Source organism: Flavobacterium noncentrifugens (genome assembly GCF_900100375.1).
Taxonomy (GTDB): domain Bacteria; phylum Bacteroidota; class Bacteroidia; order Flavobacteriales; family Flavobacteriaceae; genus Flavobacterium; species Flavobacterium noncentrifugens.
Window position 1 is genome coordinate 522,511 of the sequence record NZ_FNEZ01000001.1, and the last position, 16,372, is coordinate 538,882.

General features: G+C 41.8%; 20 protein-coding genes. All 20 read right to left on the reverse strand.

Features of this window, described 5'->3' with window-relative positions:
- The 20 genes from BLS32_RS02330 to BLS32_RS02425 all read right to left on the reverse strand — a co-directional run bounded on the left by BLS32_RS02330 (position 1) and on the right by BLS32_RS02425 (position 16,372).
- The gene (locus tag BLS32_RS02330) at positions 1–639 is read right to left on the reverse strand and encodes a flexirubin biosynthesis protein LolB2 (protein WP_091391681.1); all 639 of its coding nucleotides are present in this window, start codon (positions 637–639) and stop codon (positions 1–3) included.
- Positions 605–1,240 carry a flexirubin biosynthesis/transport protein LolA2 gene (locus tag BLS32_RS02335; RefSeq protein WP_091391682.1) on the reverse strand — a complete coding sequence of 212 codons (636 nt, stop codon included), beginning with the start codon at positions 1,238–1,240 and terminating at the stop codon, positions 605–607. Before BLS32_RS02335 ends, BLS32_RS02330 begins: the two co-directional genes overlap by 35 nt.
- Positions 1,230–2,006, reverse strand: coding sequence for a polysaccharide deacetylase family protein (locus BLS32_RS02340; RefSeq protein WP_091391683.1), 777 nt, complete (start codon positions 2,004–2,006; stop codon positions 1,230–1,232). Before BLS32_RS02340 ends, BLS32_RS02335 begins: the two co-directional genes overlap by 11 nt.
- Positions 2,000–3,064, reverse strand: coding sequence for a beta-ketoacyl synthase N-terminal-like domain-containing protein (locus BLS32_RS02345; RefSeq protein WP_091391684.1), 1,065 nt, complete (start codon positions 3,062–3,064; stop codon positions 2,000–2,002). Before BLS32_RS02345 ends, BLS32_RS02340 begins: the two co-directional genes overlap by 7 nt.
- Positions 3,064–4,263, reverse strand: coding sequence for a beta-ketoacyl-[acyl-carrier-protein] synthase family protein (locus tag BLS32_RS02350; protein WP_091391685.1), 1,200 nt, complete (start codon positions 4,261–4,263; stop codon positions 3,064–3,066). Before BLS32_RS02350 ends, BLS32_RS02345 begins: the two co-directional genes overlap by 1 nt.
- Before the next feature lie 41 nt (positions 4,264–4,304).
- Positions 4,305–4,562: a phosphopantetheine-binding protein gene (locus BLS32_RS02355; RefSeq protein ID WP_091391686.1), complete on the reverse strand. Its 258-nt coding sequence runs from the start codon at positions 4,560–4,562 to the stop codon at positions 4,305–4,307.
- Position 4,563: 1 nt separating this feature from the next.
- Positions 4,564–5,178, reverse strand: a complete 615-nt coding sequence (locus BLS32_RS02360) for a 3-oxoacyl-ACP synthase (RefSeq protein ID WP_091391687.1) — start codon at positions 5,176–5,178, stop codon at positions 4,564–4,566.
- Positions 5,178–6,317 (reverse strand): beta-ketoacyl synthase N-terminal-like domain-containing protein, encoded by a 1,140-nt coding sequence (locus BLS32_RS02365; RefSeq protein ID WP_091391688.1) that lies wholly within the window; start codon positions 6,315–6,317, stop codon positions 5,178–5,180. The genes BLS32_RS02360 and BLS32_RS02365 overlap by 1 nt, the downstream gene beginning before the upstream one ends.
- Positions 6,317–6,766 (reverse strand): acyl-CoA thioesterase, encoded by a 450-nt coding sequence (locus BLS32_RS02370; protein ID WP_091391689.1) that lies wholly within the window; start codon positions 6,764–6,766, stop codon positions 6,317–6,319. Before BLS32_RS02370 ends, BLS32_RS02365 begins: the two co-directional genes overlap by 1 nt.
- Positions 6,741–8,024: an ABC transporter permease gene (locus tag BLS32_RS02375; protein WP_091391690.1), complete on the reverse strand. Its 1,284-nt coding sequence runs from the start codon at positions 8,022–8,024 to the stop codon at positions 6,741–6,743. Before BLS32_RS02375 ends, BLS32_RS02370 begins: the two co-directional genes overlap by 26 nt.
- Positions 8,017–8,712, reverse strand: a complete 696-nt coding sequence (locus BLS32_RS02380; RefSeq protein ID WP_170227509.1) for an ABC transporter ATP-binding protein — start codon at positions 8,710–8,712, stop codon at positions 8,017–8,019. Before BLS32_RS02380 ends, BLS32_RS02375 begins: the two co-directional genes overlap by 8 nt.
- A gap of 61 nt (positions 8,713–8,773) precedes the next feature.
- Complete coding sequence (locus tag BLS32_RS02385; RefSeq protein ID WP_091391692.1) at positions 8,774–9,772, reverse strand: BtrH-related acyltransferase DarH; 999 nt, start codon at positions 9,770–9,772, stop codon at positions 8,774–8,776.
- Complete coding sequence (locus BLS32_RS02390; protein WP_091391693.1) at positions 9,772–10,176, reverse strand: flexirubin biosynthesis protein DarG; 405 nt, start codon at positions 10,174–10,176, stop codon at positions 9,772–9,774. The genes BLS32_RS02385 and BLS32_RS02390 overlap by 1 nt, the downstream gene beginning before the upstream one ends.
- Before the next feature lie 46 nt (positions 10,177–10,222).
- Positions 10,223–10,699: a hotdog family protein gene (locus tag BLS32_RS02395; RefSeq protein ID WP_091391694.1), complete on the reverse strand. Its 477-nt coding sequence runs from the start codon at positions 10,697–10,699 to the stop codon at positions 10,223–10,225.
- Between the two features lie 8 nt (positions 10,700–10,707).
- Positions 10,708–11,145, reverse strand: a complete 438-nt coding sequence (locus BLS32_RS02400) for a hotdog family protein (RefSeq protein WP_091391695.1) — start codon at positions 11,143–11,145, stop codon at positions 10,708–10,710.
- A complete protein-coding gene (locus tag BLS32_RS02405) occupies positions 11,146–12,279 on the reverse strand; it encodes a dialkylresorcinol biosynthesis protein DarB (protein ID WP_091391696.1) in 1,134 nt (377 codons plus the stop codon).
- A 6-nt stretch (positions 12,280–12,285) separates the two neighbouring features.
- Entirely contained in the window at positions 12,286–13,197 is a 912-nt protein-coding gene (locus BLS32_RS02410) for an NADPH-dependent FMN reductase family protein (RefSeq protein WP_091391697.1), read from the reverse strand.
- Positions 13,198–13,359: 162 nt separating this feature from the next.
- Entirely contained in the window at positions 13,360–15,015 is a 1,656-nt protein-coding gene (locus tag BLS32_RS02415) for a phytoene desaturase family protein (protein WP_091391698.1), read from the reverse strand.
- A 217-nt stretch (positions 15,016–15,232) separates the two neighbouring features.
- Complete coding sequence (locus BLS32_RS02420; RefSeq protein ID WP_091391699.1) at positions 15,233–16,117, reverse strand: LpxL/LpxP family acyltransferase; 885 nt, start codon at positions 16,115–16,117, stop codon at positions 15,233–15,235.
- A complete protein-coding gene (locus tag BLS32_RS02425; protein WP_091391700.1) occupies positions 16,118–16,372 on the reverse strand; it encodes an acyl carrier protein in 255 nt (84 codons plus the stop codon).

Here is a 16,372-nt window from a genome sequence, read left to right on the forward strand (position 1 = left end):
TTATTCGTTTTTAAGATAATTGAGTTCGATTTTGAGTTTGATATTCTGGTGTTCGATTGAAATATGCTCCGCAAAAATATTGTTTTCTGACTGAAAATGAATGCTAAATTTTTCTTTTCTTTTTGAAGTATGCTCAATTTTGTGAAGTTGCCGTCCGGATTTTGATACGAATAAATAATCATAATATTTTCCGTCTTCCGATTCATAAATGGCATCGGAAACGGTTGCAAATTGATTTTGGATCGCAAATTTCTTCTTCAGCAACAACCTAAAATCTTCTTTTAAGGTATTGATGAGGATTTTCCGGTCGAGTTCTTCGACAATCGAGTTGATCTTAAAGTCGGTTTCTGAAATTTCGAAGTCGAGCAGTTTGTTCCCAAATTCAGTTGTAAAAACGACACGATGCCAATCTGAATTGATTTTTTTCACGACGAAAATTCCCGACAAATCATTTCCGTAAACCGAAATATGCGTTTTATACACATAATCGATTTTCGGATCAGAGAAATAAGGCGCTTCAAAAGTGGCTTTTGCTACAGGCACCTTTTCAAGTTTCCTGATTGGGTTCACACCACAGGAAACCAGTAAAAAAACCAGCAAAAAATTAATTGGTAAAAGCCGAATCGTCGATTTTTGCATTGAGGATCTTATTTTTAAAAACGATTTTGGTATAATCTTCCGCCGATTCCATCAACCGGACCTGGTTCACGGTTGCATCCTGCTTGTCAAAACTAAGTTCGATTTGCCTGATGTATTTTTTCAGGGCGGCGTCTTTCGGGATCAGTTTGGTCACATTGAAATCCTTGGTTTTAAAGTACGTGATCGCAAATTCTTTGTCGTCAAACATGTCGCCGCTCACACTTCCCACGATCAGTTTGTTGAGTTTTGCAAAGATTTTGCTGCTGCCCACATCCATCGCACTTTTCTTGCCTTCGTCGTTGATAAGGATTTTGCCATTTTTAAAAACGATCGAATAATTGTAAGGTTTTTTGTATTGCCATTGCAGTAAATTCGGCTCTTTAAAAAACATTTTCCCAGATGTTTCGATGTCTTTTGCGAGAAAATCCATGTGTTTGTATTGGATGAAATCGGTGCTTAAAGATTTGATTTTCTTCGAAACCGTATTTACGGATTGCTTGAATGCAGTAATTTCTGTGTCAGACATTTTCTGCTCCTGGGCAAATGCCGTGAAGCTGACAAATAGCAGCGAAAGCATCAAAATATAACTTCTAATTTTCATAAGCATTTAAGTTTAAAAGCTGCTCGATCGAGACAATTTCGTATTTTTTTTTGGCCGCAATTAGCAACAATTGTTCCAAAACATCGACTGTTTCGCGTTTCGTATCGTGCAACAGTACGATTGCTCCCGGAGAAATCCGTTTGACAATGCGGTTCAGGATGATTTTTTTGTTTGAAATGATGCCGTCAAGCGAACGGATATTCCACCCGATGGTTTTGTGTTTCGTGATTTCAAGCGCGCGCCTGATCGACGGATTTGTGACGCCATACGGCGGACGGAAAAACTGGACTTTTTTCCCTGTTAATTTTTCGATGATCGCATCGGTAGCGGTGAGTTCGCGGATCATTCGGTCTTTTCTGTAAAAGTCGATAAAATGGCTGTGGCTGTACGAATGATTGGCAACTACATGTCCGCCAGCAACAATTTTCTTCAATATTTCCGGATGGGCGGCGATATTTTTCCCGATGCAGAAAAAAGCCGCTTTCACCTGATGCTTTTCCAAAACCTTCAAGATTTCAAGCGTATTTTCATTCGGGCCGTCGTCAAAAGTCAACGCGATTTTACGTTCCTTTTCATCTGGATTGCTGCAATACGTTTTCACATGGTAATTCGAACCAATGTATGATGAACCAGTCAAAACCACCAAAAACCAAAGCAAACCCGCGATCGCAAAATACCAAATGGACATAGCTGCAAAAAGGCCCCAAAGAGCCAGCAGAAAAATGATCGTTAGAAAAAAAAGCGCTGTTATCCTGTGTTTTAGCATTTTGAAATCAAGGTAAAACTATGGTCGATCCCGCGGTATTGGTTGTATAAAAGTAGGTGTTTGATTTCGGATTTTGTTATAGCATTTGCCTTTAAAATATCCGGAATTTGCTGCGCTTTAATGATTTTTGATCCGACAAATAACCCGAAAGCTGAAGCCGTATTGTATTCGCCGCTCAAATGTTTGTAATAAACCTGCGGTGTATTTTTAAATGCGCTTTCAGAAATTGATTTATAATAATTGTCGAATTCCATATCGCCGTTAATTCCTAAAACGACCGCATCGACATCTGAAACTTCTAAATTATTTTGCTTTAGAAATGATATGATTTTCGATTCCACTTCAGAAACTTCAAGGCTGTTCACCATTTCAATATCAACAATTTCAACATAAGTCGAAGTCGATTTTTTATTTTCCAATACAAAAAACGTTGCGCCTTCGCTAAAAACCGTTCCTTTTGATTTTGAATTTAAAATCGGAAAACTTCCTTCTTCATCGTTTTTAATAAATCCGGCCAATTTGAACAATCGCTGTGTATAATCGGTCATTTCATCTATTCCGCCGACTAAAATCGTTTTGGATTCATCCGCATCAATCTGCATTTTCGCATCAAAAACCGCCGATTCAAACGAAACTGCTGCATTCACGTACGTAAAATTATACGCTTTACACGTCATGCCGAGTGCGATTTGTGCGCCCACCGTATTGTGCGTCGATTGGATAAAAGAAGTCGGCGTTAAAAATTCTTCATTATTATCGATGATCGCTTTCAGGAACTTATCCGAATCCTCGATACAACCCATTCCGGTTCCGGTAATGATCGCATCAAAAGTGTCGACATGTGCTTCTTTCATCGCAATGGTTGAAGCGACAATGCCGTTTTTGACCGCTTTCGACATGCGCCGTGCGGCAATCGGGGAAATATAATCTTTGTAAGTTGGCAATTCGAGTGGCAAAACATTCAGACTTTCATTCAAAACCGCTTCTTCGAGAAAAACCGTATCGAATGTTTTTTGTGCCGAAACACAGCCAATTCCGTTGATATACGTTTTTCCCATCAGTTTTTTGAAAATATTAAAGTCGAGCAGTTTCCGCCAAATCCGAACGAATTCGACAACACGTGATCGATGTTTTTATGTTTGATTGCTGTTTGCGGCACCATATTGAATTCGGCCATCGGCGTTTTAAAATTCAGGTTCGGAAAAACGATGCCGTTCTGGATTGCTAATATGCTGAAAACGGCTTCAATTGCTGCGGCTGCCGCCAATGTGTGTCCGGTGAACGGTTTGGTCGAACTGAAATCAGGCACGTTTTCTTCGCCAAAAATTCTAATGACCGCGCGGCCTTCCGACAAATCGTTGTTTGGCGTTGCCGTTCCGTGTACGTTAATATAATCGATATCTGAAGGTTTCAAACCCGAAACTTCAAATGCTTTTTCCATCGCTAAAAATGCGCCTTCGCCGTTTTCTGACGAAGCCGTCTGGTGAAAAGCATCATTCGCATTGCCATATCCCGAAACACGCGCGAGCACTTTTTTATTTTCTTTTGCAACGATTTCGTCCGATTCCAATACCAAAAAAGCCGCGGCTTCACCCAAATTCAAACCTTTTCGGTCGTTGTCAAACGGCGTATTGTAGGTATCAGACAAAATCATCAAAGTCTTGAAACCGTTGATCGTAAATTTAGCCAAAGCGTCTGTTCCACCAACAATTACACGATCCAGTTTCCCTGATTTGATCATTCTCGCGCCCAGCATAATCGCATTTGCCGCAGAAGAACAAGCCGTACTGATCGTCGTTACAAAACCTTTAAGCCCGATTTCCTCAGCGATTTTCTGAGCGACATCGCCGCCGTCATGTGCGCTGATGTATTTCACGAGTTCCGGATTGTCAAAATAGTCATAATAATGCTTTTCGGTCGTGTCCATTCCGCCCACGCTGGTCGCCGAAATAAGTCCGGTTTTGTATTCGTTGATCAAAGAAATCCCGGCATTCTGAACTGCCTGTTTCGCTGCCAAAGCGCCAATCATCGCAGTCCTCGAAAAGTTGTTATCAGGTGAAAGTCCAAGTTCAGCAGCCAATTCATCATTGGTTTTCTTGATCTCGCCCACTTTCATCACAGCTGCGTGAACCGTCGGAATATTGGAAACGGTCGTGATCGCTTTTTCGCCTTTGACCAATGCGTCAAAAGTCTCGTCTACCGAATTCCCGATCGCCGAAATGATTCCCATTCCCGTAATTGCAACGCCTATATTCATTCCCTTTCAACTTTTGCCTTATCCTTTTGCCTCTTGCCTTTCTATTTCGTACGATTCGCAGCAATGTAAGACGACATCGTATCAATTGACTGGAAAATATGTTTCCCTTCTTTCGGATCAGTTAATTTAATTCCGTAATCTTTATCCAAAAGCACGATCAGTTCCAAAGCATCGATAGAATCAAGGCCCAAACCGTCGCCAAATAATGCGTCAGTATCATTAATATCTGCCACAGCGATATCTTCAAGGTTCAAAACGGCAATAATTTTCTCTTTCAATTCTTGTTTTAATGCTTCCATTTTATTTGTTATAAAGTATTTCTAAGTTTTGTTTTGTGTTTTCGATTGCGCCTTCATTCCCAACGAGATAGAGAAATGCTTTGTAATCTTCGCCGAAAAATTCCGTCCAGCCGCATAGAACATTTTTAGCTTTTTGGGTTTCGATCAGGATATTCGCATAATCAGCCATAAAAGCAGCATTGAACGCGTCAAATATAAAGAAAGAATTTTCACTTTTCAATTGGTGGCGGATACTAATTTCCCCAAGGCAGATGTTTGCCAGCGTGTAGACGAAAACCGCCGGGCTTGGGAAATAATTTTCCTTGTCGGATATCGAATTCTGGTATTTTACATCGGTGTCCAATGACGACGATTTGTTGGCAAAAAGCAAGGCGGTATTGTTTTCATCGTTTGGATTTTGAGCTTTCAGCAGCAATTCCGAACCCAGAAAAGCAAGTTTACTGAGGTTGTCCATTTTAAAGAATTTCGGATAACCGATTTCAAAATGCTGGTAGGCTTTTTTTGAAAAGTCGGCAAATCCGGTGTTTTCACTTTCAAAAACAGTTTCGCCGTTCAAAACGATTTTATTGTTTTCGATCGTACAAAATGCCTGTATGTAAGTTTTTTTTTCCAAGATTAATTGACTTTTTCGAATATTACTGCGGTATTGCAGCCGCCGAAACCCGATGCTGTTTTGAGGAAATACTGGATTTCTGCATCTTTATTTTTTTCGATGACATTAATGGCCTGGCTTACGCCTGATTCGTCGTAACCTGCCGAAGCAAACAGTTTATTCTGCAATATTGATTCGATTCCGATGACAGTTTCAAGCAAGCCCGAAGCACCGAGCGTGTGGCCGTAATAGCCTTTTAAGCTGTTCATTGGCACGTTTTGCAAACCCAAACGGTTGATTGCAATGGCTTCCATTTCGTCGTTGAAAGGCGTTGCGGTGCCGTGTGCAGAAATGTATCCGATGTTATTTTTATCGATTCCCGATTCATTCAAAGCACTTTCAATGCTTAAAACCAAACCTTCGCCGGTTCTTGACGGCCCTGAAATGTGGTTTGCATCGTTGATCGAGCCGTCGCCAAGAATCTTGACTTTGGCATTTTTTGGGTTGGATGTGACTAAAACCGCTGCGGTCGCTTCACCTAAATTTACTCCTGTACGGTTTTCAGAATATGGTTGACAAGGCGCGTTGCTCATTGCCTGGAATGAATTGAATCCAGACAAAACAAATTCGGAAACCAAATCGCCTGCAACAACAAAAGCTTCATCATATACATTGGCCTGAATCAATCTTTTCGCCACTGAAACTGCTAAAATTCCCGAGACACAGGCGTTTGAAACCACAATCGGTTCGGTTTTAAATCCGAAAAAATCGGCAATTTTCTTGGCAAGATTTGACAATTGTGCGCTTTCAATAGTTGTTGCTTCGGAATTTTCCAAAGCGGTGATATTTCCTTTGGTTGTCGACAAAATAAAAGCAGTTCTATGTGATATTTTTACCCCAGAATTTTCGATAATGGGCTGCAAAGCCAGAATCATCATCTTCTCCAGTTTGGTGTAACTTGCTACTGAAGTCACATTGGCGAAAGCCCGATCCAATTTATTTTCATCAACAATCGCTGCGAAAAATGGAAAATCAAGTAATGCTTTATTGTCGTGTTTTTGGATGGCAGAATTTCCATCTAGAATATTTTTCACATTCGAAACGACATCAAACCCGATCGGTGTGATGCAATTTGTCTCTGATATGTAAACTTCCTTTTTCATTATTTTAAAAGCCCGACTTTACGTTTCCACGCTTCATAAAACGGCGGATTGGTCAATTGCAATTCGCCTTTGGCATCTAAAAATACCTGGACGGTTTCGCCGGTGCATGCAATTTCATTATTGGCGTCATAAATTGTAAAACGGTAAACCATCTTGGCTGCAGGTGTGTCGACAATTGTGGTTTCAATCCGTGCCACGTCGCCATAACGCAACGACAATTTGTGTTCGCACATCGATTTTACAATTGGCGTCGTAAATCCGCTGTCGAAAACATCAAGATATGAAATGCCGTGTTTGCGTCCGAAAGCTTCACGTCCATCTTCAAAATACGTAATATAATAGCCGTGCCACACGATGCCAAGCGGATCGGTTTCGTTAAAACGCACACGGATTTCCTGTGAAACAGTCAAATGTGCGGCTTCGTTAAAGGCTTCTTTTTTTCTGGTCATATAATAAAGCTAAGCCAATGGTGATGGCGAAAAATAATAACAACAGGCTGATTTCGGGCAAGATATCGAGAATTGTTGCGTGGCGTAAAAATACGTCGTAAAAAGCATTCAGTCCCCAATTCATCGGTGAAAATTGTGCGACGACCTGCATAAAATGCGGCATCGCAAAAACCGGAACCCACACGCCGCCAAGCGCTGCCAATACGATAACGGAGGTCGAACCAAATGGTGCCGATTGCTCTTGGGTTTTGGCAATGGTTCCAACCAAAATTCCATAACCAATCGCAGCAAATGCAGAGAAAAAGGCAACAATACTCAGCATGATTAAATTTCCTTCTACATTTAATGCCGGCAGTCCCAGTCCGGGAAAAACAAAAACCGCCAAGGCGACCATCATGTAAAACTGGATCATGCAAATGATTAAATACGTAACGGTTTTTCCGGCTAAGACCGTGGCATACGACACCGGATTGGTTCTCAATCTGATGAAAGTACCCTGGTTTTTTTCTTTTACGATATTAATCGACAGCGGAATCACGATGAAAAACATTGCAAAAAGCGTCCATGCGGGAACGTTGTGCTGTACCGAATTCGGCTTGATTTCTTTATTATTTACAGTCGGATTGATTTCGCGGAATGCAATAAAACTTTTCTGTTCGAATTGTCCTTTTCCTTCTTCGCCGAGTTGTGCTTCGAAAGCCGTGTAGATTGATTTGGTTTCTATTTGCGAGATCATCTTATCGATGTTGCTCATCACCGCATCTTTAAAACTCAGCTGTACTGCAGGATCGAAATATAAATTGACGTTTTTCTGCCCGACGATTTTCTTAGTTATCGTTTTTGGAAGTGAATCAGTTAAGCCTAAACTTCCAATGATTTTCTCGACATTCTGGTCGATTTTTGACTGGAGATCGCTGCTCAGATTTTCCGGAATGACGATTGCGAGTTGGTATTGTCCTTTGAAAACGGCTTCTCGCGCAATCTTTTCTGTAATTTTCTGATCGTCGATTTTTGTAACTACAGAGAAAATTTCGCTCTTTTCAAGATTTTCATTAACCGATTTTGAAACCGCTCCGTTATCGTTATCCACTAACAAGATCTGGATTTTTGAATGCCCGCTTTTTGCGAAATCGCGGTTTTGGATTAAAGTTACCGCAATCAATAAAATGAGCGGCATCACGAATAAAATGATCACGCCGCCAAAATCGCGCCTCAGCAATAAAATTTCCTTTCGTATGGAACTGATTAATTTATGCATCGCGAAGTGCTGTTCCGGTTAGTGAAATAAAGACATCTTCGAGGTTTTGGGCATTTTCCGTTTCGGAAATCAATTGGCCGGGCGTGCCTTTTGCATAAATTTTTCCACGGTCGACAATGGCGATGTGCGTGCAAAAATCTTGCGCTTCAGACAAATGGTGCGAGGTGTAGATGATCGTCGTCCCTTTTTTATTGAGTTGCTGCAGGTATTCGATGATCGCGTTTTTGGAATGGACATCGACGCCAACAGTCGGTTCGTCTAAAAACAATACTTTAGGTTCGTGCAGAATTCCGGCAATTAAATTGATCCGGCGTTTCATTCCGCCTGAAAAGGTATCTATTTTTTTATCTGCAAATTTTAAAAGACCGAGAAAATCCAGGCTGTTGCTGACTTTTTCTTTCAAATCGCTGCCTTTCAATCCGTACATGCTGCCAAAATATTGCAGGTTTTCGCGAGCGGTTAATGTTGGATACAAGGCATATTCCTGCGGCACAACACCGATGATTTTTTTGATATCAAATGCATTGTCATGGTAGTTCAGTCCATCAATTGTAAAACTTCCCGAAGTAGGTTTCAGCAATCCGCACAAAATCGAAATCAGCGTGGTTTTTCCTGCGCCATTCGGACCTAAAACGCCAAAAACTTCGCCTTCGATAATGTCCAGGCTAAAGTCGTCCAGGGCATACATTTCTGCATCCCGGTACTTTTTGGTCAGGTTTTTTATTTCGATGATGGATTGCAAAATATCTTTAGCTGATGGCTGCTTTTAGTTTTTTGAAAAAGGCTTCTTCGAGATCGGCGATGTGTGAAAGCTGGTCGGCTACGGTGTTGTAAGCATCGGCTTGCGTGCTGCGGTTTTTGTAGATCCGCGACGCATCGACCGCAAAATCACGCCACAAATCGCCAATCTGTGTCATTTCCAAAGATAAGGATTTTAATTTTTCGTTGTTTAGAATTGCGGCAGCTTCCTGTAAAAATGCGGCATAAATAAACCGGAAACCGCCACCGCCAGTACCAATTTCTTCCTGCATGCGCACCATTTGCGCGAGGTAATGGTTTGCTTTTTTGGTTCCGTGCTTGATGGGCCATTTCCGGATCTGCTTTGCTACAAAACGGATGCCGCGTACGCCAATGATCGGTGCCGGAGCCAGCATGTCGCGGCAGGTATTTTTGATTGCTTTGATGATTGCAGACGAAAAATCAACATTTGTAGGAACATTTACCGGATAATACATTTGGCCGCGCGGGGCGAAAGCGCCTTTGGCGAAACGCACTTTCTCCAATTCATCATGTGTTAAAGTTGTTACGGTTTCCATCACGGGATCACTAATCAGGTAATCGGTTTCGGTTTTTCCATAAACAACGAGATTGTGTGCGTTGAAATGAAAACGATATTCATCGGGAAAATACGATAAATTATAAACGCCAACCTGCAGTCCTGTCGGAATATTGTCTTTTAAATTCTGGTCGAGCGCTTTATTGGCGTTGGCCACACTTGCAAATTTGGTGCGCTTGATCTTCAAACCCAGCCTTTTCGCCAGTTTGTTGAAAATCTGCCCAGGCAGCGGCCTGTAACTGATCGCGGGCGCATGGTTGACTTTAATAAACGGCAAATAGACGAAAAAAAGTCCCGATCCAATCCCAAAAACCATCGGTTCACTAATGTTGAGCCCGTTGTGCTTCAGTAAATTTGACGCGACGCCGTTTTCGCAGTGTGCAGATTGGTGGTGCGTGAAATTGGTTTCCATTAATCTGCTTTAAAATTTTTAAGTTCGCTGACGCTGATATTGAACGCTTTCGCATAACGGCTTAAAACCGTATCGCTTAATCCTTTGAAAACTTTGGGTTTGAAGTGTTTTTTGACACGCCATTTCCACATTTCGACATAACTTGCGAGTATGCCGACATCCATTTTATGCAATTCCATAAAATAAACAATCGGGCTAACTTCTCCGTTTTTTACCTGTGATTTGGCTTCGGCTACACGTTCGTTGATGTCGTCAATGGAATTGGACAAGGCTATGGTTTTTGGTTCCCATCCGGTGCTTAAAGCCGTAGTGTATTCGCCATTTTCATCGGTGGCATACATCAATTCCTTCATGTTGCTTTTGGAAAGGTTGCCTTCATCCTGGGGCACTTCATTTTTTTTCATCTCCTTCATGTATTTATCGGCAAACTGGCCGGTGCATTCCTGTATTTTAAACGGCTGATTTTGTTGAACCGGCCCGTTTTTCCTGTATGAATAAGTTGATTTCGCCTTCGAGCAGCAAGGTTTCGCGGTCGAAAGTTTTGCAGTTCATCGTACACAAACTGTAATCGTCTGTAACGAAATTTGAAACCAGCGTGGCTTTCGTGGTAATGGTTGTCCCCGATTTTGGAAGCGAGAACACCTGTAATTTTTTAATGGCGCTGATGAATCCGATGACATCGACCGTTTCTTTATCTACATTATTCTCATCGACATAATAGCCTTTGGCAACGATTGCGGAACAGGTTTGTGCGGCATTTTCGATCAATCCCGATTCGGCAAAAAGATTGTTTTCGATAAAAATATTATCCGCCCCGATCTTAAAAAAAGTTTCCACTGAAGTGTCGTCCATTTTACGGATCATGTCTACCATTAAAAATGGCTTTCGGTGCGGCAGGTAATTCTTGATGTCGATCAATGCGTCCATAAAATCGTCTATTTTGCGAGTACCGTTTTCATTTGTCCGGATGCGATTTCGACCCCGTTTAAAGTCGTTGCAATGTCAACCAATGTAATTCCGGCGAATTCCTGTAAAATGTTGACCGTGGTTTTAATTTCGTCGCCCAATTTCGGCAATTGGCTGATATTGATTTCTTTGATGGATCCGATGTAACCTGTCGGAGCCGCTTCTTTCTTCAGAAAAAACTGGTAACCCGTATGCAAGGCCACGGTTTGTGCCATGTGTTCGATCAATCCGGATTCGAGGAAATTTTGCCCGTTGAAAAAAATATTGTCTTTGGTGATTTTCAAACCCGAAACGACGGAAGCTTCATTATAATCGAGCATTTTATCGATCATCACAAACGGAAATTTCTGTGGCAGCAATTCGCCCAGGACTTCCTTATCTGATATTTGGTGTTGGATTTGTGCCATTTAGCAAACGGTTAAATACGCATACGCAAATGAAAACCGGCCGCTTTCAGGAACGGACAAAAGGATTTTTTCGCCTTTTTTTAATTTTCCAGAATTGAACAATTCTTCCAAAGCGAGGTAAATCGAGGCAGACCCGACATTTCCAACACGTCCTAAATTCATAAACCATTTTTCATCGGCTATGCCAACGCCTTTTTCAGCCAACTGTTTTTTCAATCCTTCCACAAAATAATGCGAGGACACATGCGGCAGGAAATAATCAATCTCGCCAGCTGTGACGTTATTCTTGGCCATCGCATCGCTCATGCTTTGCGCGCCTTTTCCAAGAATGTGCTCGTCGAGCAATTTTACATCCTGTTTGATTGAGAAAACCGATTCTTTGAGCCATTGATCCGGCTGGTAATCGCTCCACGGCTTGATCGTTCCGTCTTCATTTTTATCGCCACCGGCATACATGCAGGCTTCGAGTTCGTGTGCGTATGAAAAAGCTTCCATCCATTCGATCTTTAACGAAACGTCGCCTTTTGGCTGGTTTTCGAGTAAAAATGCACCTGCGCCGTCTGACAACATCCAGCGTAAAAAATCTTTTTTGAAAGCGATGATCGGCTGTTCTTCGAGGTTTTTGAGGTTTGTGACTTCCTGTTCGTATTTGTCTGCAAGCATCCACGTAGATACTTTTTCAGATCCGGTACACACCGCATTTTTGGTATTTCCCGATTTAATCGACAGGAATCCGAATTTGAGCGAATTCATTCCCGCGCAGCAAACGCCGGTCGAGGAATTCAGTTCTACCGATTGGTTTTTCAGTAATCCGTGCACCATTGCGGCATGCGACGGCAGGAAATTGTCGGGTGTTGATGTTCCGCAGGACAGCAGTTCCATATCATTGGCTGAAAAGCTGTCATCGAATAAGGCATCGATGGCCAATTTTGTCAGTTGTGCGTTGTTGTGGGTGCTTTTTCCCTGTTTGTCTACTGCATAAAACCTGTTGGTAATGCGGTTGTTTCTCAGGATAATCCTTCTCGCTTTTGAGGCTGCTTCATTGATAAGTCCCAAATAACTTTCCATTTCATCGTTTGAAACGGGTTCATTTGGCAAATACTTTCCGGCTTTTGTAATATATACTTCGAACATAATGTTTTAAATCGTCTGGACACCCTGATAATACCGGGTTTCTTTCTTTATCTTGTTAATCTTTAACGGATACGTAAAAACATGCAATATATAGACAATTGGCGAGATTACCCAAATCGCCAGGAACAAATAAACATAAAACACTTTGAGCCATGTTTTGCGTGAATTTTTTTTCGATTTGATAAAATTCGACCATTTATTAAAGATTTTGTTGCCTGTTCGGTCTACCAATGCAAGATAGGAACTGATTTTTATGGCGTCTTTTTCGAGCAGCTTGCCTTGGAGGTTTTCGAAGTTTCCCGATTTTAATTCCGATGCAATAATTTCGCCGAATTTTGACGAATCCCGAATGTCTTTTTCAGAAACGCCCGGCAATGGAAAAATGCCGAGGTATTTGTTTTTTACTCCGGAAAACATCCATTCTACAATGGTGACGACGCTGATTAAATTTCCGGCGCGGTCGACCAAAGCGATATTTCCTTTGAGTTTTGCGCCGTTATGAACCAGCAATTTCTTGGTTTTTTCCTGCGCCATAATCCACATATTCCTGGAACCAGAAATCGTAACAACCGGCGTATTGTTCAGTAAAATTTTAGCTTCTGGGCTTTTGAGGAAAGAGTTGACCGGAATTGAAGGTGACAAATACCAAACCTGGTAATGCAGCAAGACCAAGTCGAATTTCCTGTTTAAAATTTCCTGCGGAACCAACTTTAATGCGCGTGGTTCCTGCAAAAAAGACTCCGGAAAAGCATCGAAAAAAGAATCTTTGTCCCATGGAAATGGAAACGGTTTTTGAAGTTGGATTTCATGAAAAACCACGTTGATTTGTGCGTCATCCAACAAAGGTTTTGCAATATTTTCTGCAATTTCCCTCAGTTGCCCGGATTGGGAATAATAAACAACAAGAACGTTTTTCATTGAAATACTCTTTTAAAAATGCAAATTTAACCTAAAAAATGATTTTTGATGTTAATTAACCTTTATTGATTATCGGAAACCTTCGCTAGGAAAATTTTAAACCATTAAGGCATTAAGTTTCATTACGCGTTCGCAAATGGCATGTTTCGCGATTCCTTATAGTCAATCGGCTTTTATTTCCTTGAAAGTCCTGACTTTATCCGAGCGTTTCGTATGCACCCAATCGGGCCAGGTTTTTGGTTTTTCAGCGTCGTAAATGCGCAGTTTCTGATTTGGGTCTTCGACAATTAAATCGTCTGTTGAACATTTTAAAATTAAAGCCGCTGCGTTCACGCCCGAATGGGTGGCACCGCCAACACCGTGCGATAAGGTGCTTGCACCGCACAGGTATAAATTTTCGATTTCAGTTTTGTTTTTAAAGGCGAACGGGCCAACCTGGTTTAAGGTTTTCTCGGTTCCGTACACATTTCCTTTGGTGGAATTGATGTAAAACTCGTTGGTTTTTGGTGTTCCGAGTTCTGCCTGCACGATGTGGTTGCGGACATTCGGAATGATCGTTTCGATGTTATTCAGGAATTTTTGTGTGATTTTTTCCTTGAATTCCAGATATTCCGGACAATGGTAATCTTCAAGGCCTTTAAAATCTTTGATGTTGTCGTAATCAACGTAAGTCACAATCTCAAAATTATGGTAACGCCCGTTGAAACTCGCCGGATCTTTTAACGTGGTGCAGCTGATAAACAATGCCGGGAATTTATCGCCTTCCGTACAATCTTCGGTCATCAGTTGCTCGAAATGCTTATCGAGGTCTTCATCTTTGGCCATCCAGATGTTTCCTGAATCGAGTCCGAATTGGGTCACATCCACATCCAAAGTCAGAAACAAAATCAGCGAAGTCACTGAATATTTCGTCTTTTCGAGTTTTTTGACAAGCCTTTTGCTCAGGTGTTCTTTGCCAATGAGATCCTCGTAGGTAATCGTCGGATCGGCATTGGAAACGACAATATCCGAAAGGATTTTTGTACCGTCGGCCAATTGCACGCCGACTGCTTTTTTATTTTCGATTAAAATCTTCGAAACGTTTTGCTTCACGCGTACTTCACTCCCATGTCTTTTCACAGCATTCGTCATCGCTTTTACGATGCCGCCACCGCCGCCCATCGGATAAAAACCACCATCAAAATAATGGCTCATCACCGAGCAATGCACCGGAAAACAGCCTCGGTTTGGCGACACGCCGTGATCTCCGGATTGGATGTTCAAAACCGCTTTGAGCAACGGATCTTTGACATGCCAATCGACTACTCTTTTGACGCTGAACAATGCAAATTTTCCGAAGTTTTTTGTACGGAAAGGCACTGTAATTTTTTGCCACCAGCCTTTGAGCTTTGGCATCAGTTGCAGTTCGCGGCTGACATTTTGCACCAATGTCAAATATTCGGCTATGTTTTTTGCTTCTTTTGGAAAACGTTCCGAAAGTGATTTCCTGAGGTTTTCGATGCCCTGCGGCATGTCGATGGTTTCGTTGCCAATCAGGCAGTGTTCATAGGCTTTTTCATTCATCCGAAAAAACACCATGTCATTAGCAACGCCGAGTCCGCGGTACAATTCATTCGTAGATTGTCCTTCATCGATGAGTCCGACATAATGCACGCCGGGGCTGAATTTTTGTCCGCCCAGCGTAAAACTATGGCTCCAGCCGCCGGGAACATAATGCTGTTCAAGAACCAATACTTTTTGTCCGGCACGTGCAAGGCAAATCGCTGTTGCCAGTCCGCCCACTCCGGAACCGATAATGATCGTATCAAATTTTTCCATACCTGGTTTTGAGCTTCCTAAAATACAAAATGAATGGTTTGGAAAACAGACATTTGCAGTTTTAACTTTTTTTGCCACGAATTACACATTTGAAATTAAAGGGAATTTGAGATTAAGAGGAGAATGTCTAGCAGACATTTGGTTTTTCGCCAGTGGCTGTCAGGTATTTTTAAATTTTTGAATTCGTGCCGGTTATTTATCTAAACTAGACAATACTTTAATTTTTGCCCAATTGGTCCCAAAAATCAAAATAATTGAACCATTGCAATGGATATCTTTCGATCATCGATTCGACGTTTTCGGTGTAGGCGTTCAATAATGCCTTTTCATCGCGGTGCTTCACTTCGGCTTCGCGTGCATACAAATGGTAATGCAGCTTCGGCTCTTTCATTACATAAACAAAAACGACGGGAACTTTGAGCCTTGAAGCGATTAAAAACGGTCCGGCAGGGAATTTGGCCTGTTCGCCAAGCAAATCGCCTGACAGGAATTTGACGCCTTGAAAATAGCGGTCGCCGGTGAAACACACGAGTTCATTTCGCGCCAGTGCTGCATTGATTTCAAAAATATGCGACAAGTCGTCTTTTACGATAATGAATTTAATGCCTGATTTTTTTGTGATGCTTTCAAGGTAATTCTTGATTGCAGAATGTTCGAGATCGGTGGTTACCAGGTTGATCTGGAAATCCAGGTCGATTTCCCCGAAGAAATGCTCGGCAATCTCGAAATTTCCCATGTGTGCGCTGATCAAAACACCCCCTTTTTTCTCTGCAAGCAGCCTTTTGAGGATTTCCACACCGTCGAATTCGTATGTGAAATGGCTGCGCATTCCGGCAGAAATGGAGATTTTGTCGATAATCGTTTGCCCGAAAGTATAATAACTCCTGAAAACCATCCGCTTCGATTTGAGCCACGAATAGCCCAATCGTTGTCGGAAATAATAAAAAATTGCGCGGTTGCTTTTGGTCAGGAAAAGAAAATAATAAGAAGCGACAAAATACAAAATGAAGTAGGCCGACCGGATTCCTGCTTTCTTAATGAAAAAGACAAAAATCTTGTAGCCTAAAACCGTACCTTTTGATTTTCCGTCCCATTGGCCCATTTAGTTGCCTTTGGCTTTTAGCTTGTTTTCGATCAGGTCGTAAAAAGTCTGGAACGACGAAATGCCCACGAAATCTACTTCTACGAGCTTTACGCCAAAGTTGGATTCGATTGAAACCACCAGATCTACATAATCCAGGCTGTCAAGGCCTAAAGTGTCTTTTAAATTTGCATCGGGCTGAATATCCTCTCCATCTACTTCGAATTCATCAATCATGAAATCGTTTATCTTCGCAATAATTTCCTCTTTATTCAT